13 protein-coding genes and 1 pseudogene are annotated in these 10,682 nt (G+C 58.9%); all 14 read right to left on the bottom strand.

The window, feature by feature from the left end; translation table 11 throughout:
• Positions 1 to 1,110, bottom strand: a complete 1,110-nt coding sequence (ispG, locus tag B7L09_RS23400; protein ID WP_094470807.1) for a flavodoxin-dependent (E)-4-hydroxy-3-methylbut-2-enyl-diphosphate synthase — start codon at positions 1,108 to 1,110, stop codon at positions 1 to 3.
• A 2-nt stretch (positions 1,111 to 1,112) separates the two neighbouring features.
• Positions 1,113 to 2,150, bottom strand: a complete 1,038-nt coding sequence (locus B7L09_RS23395) for a RodZ domain-containing protein (RefSeq protein ID WP_094470806.1) — start codon at positions 2,148 to 2,150, stop codon at positions 1,113 to 1,115.
• Positions 2,150 to 2,908, bottom strand: coding sequence for a type IV pilus biogenesis/stability protein PilW (gene pilW / locus B7L09_RS23390; RefSeq protein WP_094470805.1), 759 nt, complete (start codon positions 2,906 to 2,908; stop codon positions 2,150 to 2,152). Before pilW ends, B7L09_RS23395 begins: the two co-directional genes overlap by 1 nt.
• A gap of 17 nt (positions 2,909 to 2,925) precedes the next feature.
• Positions 2,926 to 4,068, bottom strand: a complete 1,143-nt coding sequence (gene rlmN, locus B7L09_RS23385; RefSeq protein WP_094470804.1) for a dual-specificity RNA methyltransferase RlmN — start codon at positions 4,066 to 4,068, stop codon at positions 2,926 to 2,928.
• A 29-nt stretch (positions 4,069 to 4,097) separates the two neighbouring features.
• Positions 4,098 to 4,523, bottom strand: a complete 426-nt coding sequence (ndk, locus tag B7L09_RS23380) for a nucleoside-diphosphate kinase (protein ID WP_003175956.1) — start codon at positions 4,521 to 4,523, stop codon at positions 4,098 to 4,100.
• A 92-nt stretch (positions 4,524 to 4,615) separates the two neighbouring features.
• Complete coding sequence (iscX, locus tag B7L09_RS23375; RefSeq protein ID WP_017340315.1) at positions 4,616 to 4,816, bottom strand: Fe-S cluster assembly protein IscX; 201 nt, start codon at positions 4,814 to 4,816, stop codon at positions 4,616 to 4,618.
• Positions 4,817 to 4,830: 14 nt separating this feature from the next.
• Complete coding sequence (fdx, locus tag B7L09_RS23370) at positions 4,831 to 5,172, bottom strand: ISC system 2Fe-2S type ferredoxin (RefSeq protein WP_094470803.1); 342 nt, start codon at positions 5,170 to 5,172, stop codon at positions 4,831 to 4,833.
• Positions 5,173 to 5,174: 2 nt separating this feature from the next.
• Positions 5,175 to 7,037, bottom strand: a complete 1,863-nt coding sequence (gene hscA, locus B7L09_RS23365) for a Fe-S protein assembly chaperone HscA (RefSeq protein ID WP_094470802.1) — start codon at positions 7,035 to 7,037, stop codon at positions 5,175 to 5,177.
• 51 nt (positions 7,038 to 7,088) lie between these two features.
• Positions 7,089 to 7,610 (bottom strand): co-chaperone HscB, encoded by a 522-nt coding sequence (hscB, locus tag B7L09_RS23360; protein ID WP_094470801.1) that lies wholly within the window; start codon positions 7,608 to 7,610, stop codon positions 7,089 to 7,091.
• Positions 7,611 to 7,618: 8 nt separating this feature from the next.
• Positions 7,619 to 7,942 carry an iron-sulfur cluster assembly protein IscA gene (gene iscA, locus B7L09_RS23355; protein WP_003209680.1) on the bottom strand — a complete coding sequence of 108 codons (324 nt, stop codon included), beginning with the start codon at positions 7,940 to 7,942 and terminating at the stop codon, positions 7,619 to 7,621.
• Between the two features lie 28 nt (positions 7,943 to 7,970).
• A complete protein-coding gene (iscU, locus tag B7L09_RS23350) occupies positions 7,971 to 8,357 on the bottom strand; it encodes a Fe-S cluster assembly scaffold IscU (protein WP_003175965.1) in 387 nt (128 codons plus the stop codon).
• 83 nt (positions 8,358 to 8,440) lie between these two features.
• Entirely contained in the window at positions 8,441 to 9,655 is a 1,215-nt protein-coding gene (locus B7L09_RS23345; RefSeq protein WP_010207898.1) for an IscS subfamily cysteine desulfurase, read from the bottom strand.
• 49 nt (positions 9,656 to 9,704) lie between these two features.
• Positions 9,705 to 10,196 carry a Fe-S cluster assembly transcriptional regulator IscR gene (gene iscR, locus B7L09_RS23340; protein ID WP_003194020.1) on the bottom strand — a complete coding sequence of 164 codons (492 nt, stop codon included), beginning with the start codon at positions 10,194 to 10,196 and terminating at the stop codon, positions 9,705 to 9,707.
• 225 nt (positions 10,197 to 10,421) lie between these two features.
• Positions 10,422 to 10,682 (bottom strand): annotated as a pseudogene (locus B7L09_RS23335) (serine O-acetyltransferase); the annotation flags it as partial.

The raw sequence follows: 10,682 nt of genomic DNA, 5'->3' as shown, positions 1-10,682 counted from the left end.
TCAGCCGCGCGCGATCAGCGCTGCGTCGGCTTCGACCTTTTCGGCCGCTTTCTGGCGGATCAAGCTTTCAAGNTGATCCACCAGATTCTCATTCGTCAACTTCTGCGACGGCTTGCCGTCGATGTAAATCAGGTTTGGCGTACCGCCAGTCAGGCCGATGTGCGCCTCTTTGGCTTCACCCGGGCCGTTGACCACGCAACCGATCACCGCAACATCGAGCGGCACCAGCAGGTCTTCAAGGCGCAACTCCAGGTCGTTCATGGTTTTCACCACGTCGAAGTTCTGCCGCGAGCAGCTCGGGCAGGCAATGAAGTTGATGCCACGGGAACGTAAACGCAGGGATTTGAGAATGTCGTAGCCGACTTTCACTTCCTCTACTGGGTCTGCCGCCAGGGAGATGCGGATAGTATCGCCAATCCCTTCGGCGAGCAGCATACCGAGACCCACCGCAGATTTCACTGTGCCTGAGCGCAAACCGCCCGCTTCAGTGATACCCAGGTGCAGCGGCTGCACGATTTCCTTGGCCAGCAGGCGGTAGGCTTCTACCGCCATGAACACGTCGGAGGCCTTTACGCTGACCTTGAAGTCCTGGAAATTCAAGCGCTCAAGGTGCTCAACGTGGCGCAGCGCCGATTCAACCAGCGCCGCCGGAGTCGGCTCGCCGTATTTCTTCTGCAGGTCTTTTTCCAGGGAACCGGCGTTGACGCCGATACGGATCGGAATCCCGCGGTCACGGGCTGCATCCACCACCGCGCGCACACGGTCTTCACGACCGATGTTGCCCGGGTTGATGCGCAAGCAGTCGACGCCCAGTTCGGCCACGCGCAATGCGATCTTGTAGTCGAAGTGAATGTCGGCAACCAGCGGCACCTTGACCAGTTGCTTGATGCGACCAAATGCTTCGGCAGCGTCCATGTCCGGCACGGAAACCCGCACGATGTCCACACCGGCCGCTTCCAGACGGTTGATCTGGGCGACGGTGGCGGCGACATCATTGGTGTCGCTGTTGGTCATGCTCTGCACCGCGATAGGGGCATCGCCACCCACCGGCACCGAGCCGACCCAGATCTTGCGCGATACGCGACGTTTGATTGGAGATTCGCCGTGCATGACTATTGTCCCAACTTGAGGCGAGCGGTCTCGCCACTGGTGAACGGCGCCACGTCCACAGGCTGGCCGTTGTAGGTGACCTGCGCGCCACGGGCGAAGCCCAGACGCACGGCAAACGGCGGCTTGCCACTGACGGAAACACTTTCGCCTTTACGCTTCAGACCGCTCAACAGCACTTTGCCGGTGCCATCGGTCACTTGCGTCCAGCAATCGGCGGTGAACTGCAGTTGAACCTGGCCTTGGCCGGCCACCGGAGCAGCGGCTGCCGGAGCGGGAATGGTCGGCATTACCGAAGCGCTCGCCGGTGGTGTCGATACAACAGGAGCCGTCGGGGCCGGTGCGACCGGAGTCGCGACAACTGGAGCAGCGGCGCTGTGCGTCGGTGCCGCAGGGGCTGGGGCAGCGGGTGCAGTCGGCGCGGCGGCAGGCGCAGTGGCTTCTGCCTCGGTCGGTGCTTCAGTGGAACTCTCGGCTTGCGGCAACGCAAGCGCGGTTGCACCTTCAGCCTGACCTTCCGCGACGGCCTGATCTTCCGGCTCGTCCAGCGGATGAATCTGGGTGGTGCCGTCGGCGCTTTCGACTTCGACATGCTCCGGACTCGGGGTGATCAGGTCTTTGGTGCGCTGGGAGGTCTGATCCTGCCACCAGACAAAACCGCCACCAATCACTGCGATCAGCAGCAAGAGGCTGACAATACGCAAAATCGTGTGGGAAACCCGCACCGGCTCTTCGATGCGACCGAGGCCATGCACATTGCTGCCCTGGGAGTCGGTGCCGGTGAATTGGTCGAACGCTTGGACCAGTACGGTTTGGTCAATGCCCAACAATTTGGCATACGCGCGGATATAACCGCGAGCAAAGGTGTGCCCCGGCAGTTTGTCGAAAGCGCCGGCTTCCAGATTACTCAAGGAACTAACGGTGAGGTTGAGCTTGAGGGCCACTTCTGCCAGCGACCAACCATTGCTTTCGCGGGCCTGACGCAAGGTCTCGCCTGGGTTTACGCGATTAGCTGCTACAACTTCCGGGTGCGCCGCTTTCATCATTGCTCCGACAGGTATTGCTGATATTCCGGCGTACCGGGATAGAGTCGTTCGAGTTGCTGGCCAAAACGTGCGGCCGTGTCGCGTTCTTCATGAACCGTCGCCAGCCGCACACCGAGCAATAGACTACGTGCATTTTGCCCGCTGAGCAGGCTAAAACGCTCGTAATAGTCACGTGCCGGCACATAATGCCTGTCTTCGTAAGACAACTCAGCCATTTCCAGCAATGCACGCGGTTGTTGGCGATTCAAACGCAGGGCTTTTTCCAGTTGCTGCTGCGCCAGATCACGCTGGCCCAGCTTCGAAGCGGTCATGCCCAGGTTCTCGAACACCCGCGAACGCTCAGGATACAGGGTATCGGCGGCGGCCTGTTCAAAGCGCTCGTAAGCCTCTTTATAACGTTTTTCTTCGAAAAGAAAGCTGCCGTAGTTGTTCAGGATTCGAGCATCATCGGGACGGGAAGACAGCGCCTTGCGAAAGTGCTGGTCTGCCAGCTCAGGTTCCATTTCAGCCTGAAACACCAACCCAAGCGCCGCATTGGCATCCGGGTCCGAGTCATCCAGATCCAAGGCTTTCTTCAACGGCACTTTCGCCCGTTCGGTCATGCCTTGCTGCAAGTATCCCAAGCCCAGTTGCACGTAGGCAGTGCGCGCTTCATCGCGACCTTTGCTGGTTTTCATCGGATTGAAATCGCCCGACAGGACGCAACCAGCAGACAGGCTGGCCAACAGCAAAAGCAGCGCAAAGCGCAGGGACATAGAGATCCTCTCTTGATTTATTTCGCGGCGTTTTGCGCCATATCGTTCGCGGCGTTAAGTTCGCGCACGGCGATATAACGTTCGCTGCGACGGGTGCGATCCAGCACCTGCCCTACCAATTGGCCACAGGCGGCGTCGATGTCTTCACCACGCGTGGTGCGCACGGTGACATTGAAGCCTGCATGGTGAAGCTGATCCTGGAAACGGCGAATCGCGTTGTTGCTCGGGCGCTCGTAACCGGAATGCGGNAACGGGTTAAACGGAATCAGGTTGATCTTGCACGGGGTGTTCTTGAGCAGCTCGATCATCTCGACCGCGTGCTCGACCTTGTCGTTGATGTCCTTGAGCATGGTGTACTCAATGGTCAACACACGCTTCTCGCCCAAGGTCGCCATGTAACGCTGGCAAGATTCGAGCAGCATCTTAAGCGGATACTTCTTGTTGATCGGCACCAATTGGTTACGCAATGCGTCATTGGGTGCGTGCAGCGACAACGCCAGGGAGACGTCGATGTGCTTGGCCAGCTCATCGATCATCGGCACCACGCCCGANGTGGACAGGGTCACGCGGCGCTTGGAGATCCCGTAGCCCAGGTCATCCATCATCAGATGCATGGCGGCAACGACGTTATCGAAGTTCAGCAGCGGCTCACCCATGCCCATCATCACCACGTTGGTGATGGCACGGTCGACGGTTGCCGGGACGCTGCCAAAGGATTTGTTGGCAATCCACACCTGGCCAATGACTTCGGCGGCGGTGAGGTTGCTATTGAAGCCTTGCTTGCCGGTGGAGCAGAAACTGCAGTCCAGGGCACAGCCAGCCTGGGACGAAACGCACAATGTGCCGCGCTTGCCCTGGGGAATGTAAACGGTCTCGACGCAGCTGCCGGACGCCACGCGCACCACCCACTTACGGGTGCCGTCGCTGGAGATGTCCTCGCTGACCACTTCGGGGCCACGGACCTCAGCAATGACCTTGAGCTTGTCGCGCAGGGCCTTGCTGACGTTCGTCATGGCGTCGAAATCGTCGACGCCAAAGTGGTGAATCCACTTCATTACCTGACCGGCACGGAAACGCTTCTCCCCGATTGAGTCGAAGAATTTTTCCATTTCCTGTTGAGTCAGACCCAGCAGGTTGGTTTTAACAGTCGATGTAGTCATGGATTCACCCTCACTCTTTAAGCCGATGCTTAGCGAGCGGTTACTTCAGTAGCAGCGAAAAAGTACGAGATTTCGCGAGCAGCAGCGGCTTCGGAGTCCGAACCGTGAACAGCGTTGGCGTCGATCGATTCAGCGAAATCAGCACGGATGGTGCCGGCAGCCGCTTCTTTAGGGTTGGTAGCGCCCATCAGCTCACGGTTCAGAGCGATAGCGTTTTCGCCTTCCAGAACCTGAACAACAACAGGACCGGAGATCATGAAGGCAACCAGGTCGCCGAAGAAACCACGAGCGCTGTGCTCAGCGTAGAAGCCTTCAGCTTCAGCTTTGGACAGTTGCTTGAGTTTCGAAGCTACAACCTTCAGGCCGGCTTTTTCGAAACGAGTGGTGATCTCGCCGATGACGTTTTTTGCAACAGCGTCAGGCTTGATGATGGAGAAAGTACGTTGAACAGCCATGGTGTAACTCCAGAAACGGTAATTTACGAAAAATTAAACCCGCGAATTATACGCGGGTTCTTTGGTATTGCCTAACTGCATACGGCGCAGACTCAGTCTGCTTCTTCGATCCAGGCGGCCTGAATGGCTTCAAGCACCTTCTCGCCACCGCGGGTCGGATCATCACTGAACTCCGGCAATGCCAGCACCCATTTGTGCAGATCGACGAAGTTCACGTAACGCGGATCCACTTCCGGCTTGGATTCAGCCAGCTGGATCGCGATTTCCAGCACATCAACCCATTTCAGACTCATGACGTTTCCTTGAATCAGTGCGGCGCTTCGGCCGCATGGTTGAGCGAGTACTTCGGAATTTCGACGGTGATGTCTTCAGTCCCGACTTTTGCCTGACAGCTTAGGCGAGAAGTCGCCTCCAGGCCCCAAGCGCGATCCAGAAAGTCCTCTTCCAGCTCATCGGCTTCTTCCAGCGAGTCAAAGCCCTCGCGAATCAGACAATGACAAGTGGTGCAGGCGCAGACACCGCCACAGGCACTTTCCATCTCGATATGGTGCTCATGGGCNACTTCGAGGATGGACTTGCCGGTCTCAGCCTCCACAACCATACCGTCCGGGCAATGCTCGGCGTGTGGCAGAAAAATGACCTGCGGCATNATTATTCCTCAATCTCATTCAGGTTGCGCCCCGCCAGCGCGGCTTTCACCGTCGAGTCCAGGCGGCGGGCAGCAAAAGCGTCGGTCACTTGCGACAGACGCTTGGTCTGCTGCTCGATGGCGAAACCATCGGTACCTTTCATCAGTTCGGTCAGTTCCTGCATCTGCAGCTCGATGACCATGCGCTCTTCGGCGTCCAGCAGACGCTCGCCATCAGCATCAAGGGCAGCCTGCACCGCTTCGATCAGACGCTGGGCGTCGACCTGCTGCTCACGCAACACACGGGCGACCTTGTCGTCACCGGCGTNCTGGAACGAATCCTTGAGCATCTTGGCAATTTCGCCGTCGGTCAGGCCGTAGGACGGTTTGACCTGGATGCTGGCTTCAACACCCGAACCCAACTCGCGAGCGGAGACACTGAGCAGACCGTCGGCATCGACCTGGAACGTCACGCGGATTTTCGCGGCACCGGCGACCATTGCCGGAATGCCGCGCAATTCGAAGCGTGCCAGGGAACGGCAGTCGCTGATCAGCTCACGCTCGCCCTGCAACACGTGAATCGCCATGGCCGACTGGCCATCTTTATAAGTGGTGAAATCCTGGGCGCGGGCGACGGGGATGGTGGTGTTGCGTGGAATCACCTTCTCCATCAAGCCGCCCATGGTTTCCAGCCCCAGGGACAGCGGAATCACGTCGAGCAGCAGCAATTCGCCACCATCGCGCTTGTTGCCGGCCAGGGTGTCGGCCTGGATCGCAGCACCAATGGCGACAACTTGATCCGGGTCGATTTCAGTCAGCGGCTGGCGACCGAAAGCTTCGGCGACGGCTTCGCGAACGCGAGGCACGCGCGTCGAGCCGCCGACCATGACCACGGCATGCACTTCGTCCAGCTCGATGCCGGAATCACGCACCGCGCGACGGCAGGCTTTCAGGCTGCGCGCGACCATTGGCTCGATCAGCGCATCGAAGGCTTCACGGGTCAGTTGCGCCTTCCAGTCACCGTAGGCGACTTCAACGGACGAAGTATTGGTCAGGGCTTCCTTAGCCGCGCAAGCGGTTTGCAGCAGTTTACGCTGCGCGCCCGGATCCAGGTCGGCGGACAAGCCGGCGCTGGTGATGATCCAGCCGGCAATCGCGTGATCGAAGTCATCGCCGCCCAGGGCGGTATCGCCACCGGTGGCCAGCACTTCAAACACACCGCCGGTCAGGCGCAGGATCGAAATATCAAAGGTGCCGCCACCCAGGTCATAAATCGCGACCAGGCCTTCGGCATGCTGATCCAGACCGTAAGCCACAGCGGCTGCGGTCGGCTCATTGAGCAAACGCAGCACGTTCAGGCCGGCGAGCTTCGCCGCGTCCTTGGTGGCTTGGCGCTGAGCATCATCGAAATACGCAGGAACCGTGATCACCGCGCCGACCAATTCGCCGCCCAAGGTGGTTTCTGCACGCTGGCGCAGCACCTTGAGGATATCAGCCGACACTTCCACCGGGCTTTTCGGGCCCTGGACGGTGTCGATGAACGGCATATGGGATTCGCCGCCGACAAAGCGGTACGGCAGTTGCTCGCCCAGTTGCTTGACGTCGGACAGACCACGACCCATCAAGCGCTTGACCGACAGCACGGTGTTCAAAGGGTCGGAAGACGCCGCCAGCTTCGCCGACTCACCGACTTCGGTGCGATCAGCGTGATAGCGCACGGCGGACGGCAGGATAACCTGGCCATCGGCGTCGGGCAGCGGCTCGGACAGGCCGCTGCGCAAGGCGGCGACCAGGGAATTGGTGGTGCCCAGGTCAATCCCGACCGCCAGACGACGCTGGTGCGGTTGAGGGCTTTGGCCGGGTTCGGCGATCTGCAGTAGAGCCATGGTAATCAGGTCTTATCTGTCTATCAGGCGTGCAACACGGGCAGCACTGGGTTAATCGTCGAGGCGCTCTTCTAGCTGGCGCACTTCGTAGGTGAGCTTGTCGAGGAACTGCATGCGCCGCATCAGGCGTTCGGCCTGTTCACGTTGCGCGGCATCATTCCAACAGGCTGCGAAGCTTTCGTTGAGCTCATCCTGGGCCACTTTCAGACGACGCTTGAAGACGGCGACACCGGCCACATCGGCTTCGTCCTGCAAGTCTTCGAGCTCTTCGCGCAATTGCATCTGCTGCAGAAGGAAGTCCGGGTCGTGCACCGTGACTTCAATCGGCAACTCACCACCGTTCATCGCGAGCAGATAGCGCGCGCGTTTCGGGGGGCTTTTGAGCGTCTGATAGGCTTCATTGAGGCTGGCCGATTGCTCCAGCGCCAGGCGTTGCTCACGCTCGGAAGCGTCTGCAAAGCGGTCCGGATGAACACCGCGCGCCAACTCACGATAGCGCGTGGCCAACTGATCGAGATCCAGACGGAAGCTCGGCTGCAGTTCAAATAAAGCGAAATGACAAGGAGTACCCACAAANAGCCTCAGATGTTGAAGCTTTCGCCGCAGCCACATTCACCGCGCACGTTGGGGTTGTTGAACTTGAAGCCTTCGTTCAACCCTTCCTTGACGAAATCGAGTTCGGTGCCGTCCAGGTAGGTCAGGCTCTTAGGGTCGATGATCACTTTCTCGCCGTGACTTTCGAACACCTGGTCCTCTTCAACCACCTCGTCGACAAACTCCAGCACGTAGGCAAGGCCGGAACAGCCCGTGGTGCGAACACCCAGACGAATCCCCTCACCTTTACCGCGCCCATTCAGGGAGCGGCGAATGTGCTGCGCAGCCGCTTCTGTCATGCTGATAGCCATCGTTGACTCCTTACTCGTCGCCAAATGCTTAGATCAAGCCTTTCTTCTGCTTGTAGTCGCGGACGGCCGCTTTGATAGCGTCTTCGGCGAGTACGGAGCAGTGAATTTTCACTGGCGGCAGTGCCAGTTCTTCGGCCAGCTGGGTGTTGCTGATGGTCACAGCCTCATCCAGGGTCTTGCCTTTCATCCACTCGGTAGCGAGGGAGCTGGAAGCAATGGCGGAACCGCAGCCGTAAGTCTTGAACTTGGCGTCTTCGATAACGCCAGCGTCGTTGACCTTGATCTGCAGGCGCATAACGTCGCCGCACGCCGGAGCGCCGACCATGCCAGTGCCGACATCAGGGTCTTCCGCGTTCATCTTGCCGACGTTGCGCGGGTTTTCGTAGTGGTCGATGACCTTTTCGCTGTAAGCCATGATTCTTAATCCTCACTCATCAGAGAGTCGCTCTTGAGCCCTGAAAACCTTGTTTTGCAGGGCCGGTTTGCGGCGACTTGAAATCAGTGTGCCGCCCACTCGATTTTCGAAATGTCGACACCGTCTTTGTACATGTCCCACAGCGGCGACAGAACGCGCAGCTTGTTGACGGCTTCGCAGACTTTCTGCGCGGCGTAATCGACTTGCTCTTCGGTGGTGAAACGGCCGAACGTAAAGCGGATCGAGCTGTGTGCCAGTTCGTCGTTGCGGCCCAGGGCGCGCAATACGTACGAAGGCTCAAGGGAAGCCGAGGTGCAGGCCGAACCGGACGAAACTGCCAGGTCCTTGAGCGCCATGATCAGCGACTCGCCTTCGACGTAGTTGAAGCTCAAATTCAGGTTGTGCGGTACGCGGGCAGTCATGCTGCCGTTGATGTACAGCTCTTCAAGGTTCTCGACCTGCTTGTAGAANCGGTCGCTCAACGCTTTGATGCGCACGTTTTCGGCAGCCATGTCTTCTTTGGCTACACGGAAGGCTTCGCCCATGCCAACGATCTGGTGGGTCGCCAGGGTGCCCGAACGCATGCCGCGCTCGTGACCACCGCCGTGCATGGTGGCTTCGATACGCACGCGAGGCTTGCGGCTCACGTACAGCGCGCCGATGCCTTTAGGGCCGTAGGTCTTGTGGGCGGAGAAGGACATCAGGTCGACTTTCAGTTTCGACAGGTCGATGTCGACCTTGCCGGTGGACTGAGCAGCGTCGACGTGCAGCAGAATGCCCTTGGAGCGGGTCAGTTCGCCGATGGCTGCGATGTCGTTGATGGTGCCGATTTCGTTGTTCACGTGGATCACGGAAACCAGGATGGTGTCTTCNCGCAGCGCGGCTTCGATCATCGCTGGCGTGACGATACCGTCGGTGGTTGGCTCGAGGTAGGTAACCTCGAAACCTTCACGCTCCAGTTGGCGCATGGTGTCGAGGACAGCCTTGTGCTCAATCTTGGTGGTGATCAGGTGTTTGCCTTTGGTCGCGTAGAAATGCGCCGCGCCCTTGATTGCCAGGTTGTCGGATTCGGTGGCACCGGAGGTCCAGACGATTTCGCGCGGGTCGGCATTGACCAGGTCGGCGACTTGGCGACGAGCGTTCTCGACCGCTTCCTCGGCTTTCCAGCCGAATACGTGGGAACGGGAGGCCGGGTTGCCGAAGTTTCCGTCGACCAGCAGGCATTCGCTCATCTTTTGCGCGACACGCGGATCAACCGGGGTGGTCGCTGAGTAATCAAGGTAAATCGGCAATTTCATGGACTTTCTCCTAATCAGGCTGGCTGGCGTGCCGTTAGCTCTGCGGCTGTCACTCGACGGCGGACGCTTCGATCTTGTCCAGACGCGGCGCCTTGGTGTTGCAACGGCGCTGGTCCTGACGCTGGGCTACTTCTTGCACCTCACGGCGAGTCACAAGATCAGCCAAGCTGATACCACTCAAAAACTCATGGATCTGCAGGCTCAAGTCACACCACAAGTGGTGGGTCAGGCAGGTGTCGCCAGCGTGGCAATCACCCAAACCCTGGCATTTGGTGGCATCGACGGATTCGTTGACCGCGTCGATCACCTGGGCTACCTGGATGCCCTGCATGTCGCGGGACAGTTGGTAGCCGCCACCCGGCCCACGTACGCTGGAAACCAAGTTGCTACGGCGCAATTTGGCGAAAAGCTGCTCGAGGTAGGACAGGGAAATGCCTTGGCGCTCGGAGATATCGGCCAGGGACACCGGCCCAGTTTGCGCGTGCAAGGCCAGGTCAAGCATGGCGGTTACCGCGTATCGGCCTTTTGTAGTCAGTCTCATGGACAAGTACCAAGGNGTTCAGAATGGGAGCAAGTATGCGATTCCCGAGTATTTAAGTCAACTATAAGACCTAGTGCTTTAGTCGGGATTACCCGNAAAAGAGCGCGCGCATCATAGCAAAGGCTGGTCGGTTACAGCCAGCAATTGCGCGTTATCGTTCATCGCGGGCAAGCCCGCCCCCACAGCATGTGGGAGCGGGCAAGCCCGCGAAGGGATCGACGAGGTTTAGCTGGCCTGACTCTGATCCTTGTCCTTCACACAGGCAAAGTCTTCTTCGCGCAGCTCAGGCAGATCTTTCGCACAGTAATTGCTGCCTAGATCCTTCAACGCTCCGCACATCCCCTCCAGACGACCATCGACTGCCTGCAGGTGATCGAGCAATTGGTTAATAGCCCGCGCCACCGGGTCGGGCATGTCTTCGCTGACGCCATAGGCATCGAAACCGATCTTCTCCGCCATGGCCTTGCGCTTGGCTTCCTGCTCGTC

This window comes from Pseudomonas mandelii (assembly GCF_002251635.1).
Classification (GTDB): Bacteria; Pseudomonadota; Gammaproteobacteria; order Pseudomonadales; family Pseudomonadaceae; genus Aquipseudomonas; species Aquipseudomonas mandelii_B.
The sequence above is the reverse complement of the archived record's forward strand: the minus strand, read 5'-3'. Positions and strand labels throughout refer to the sequence as shown.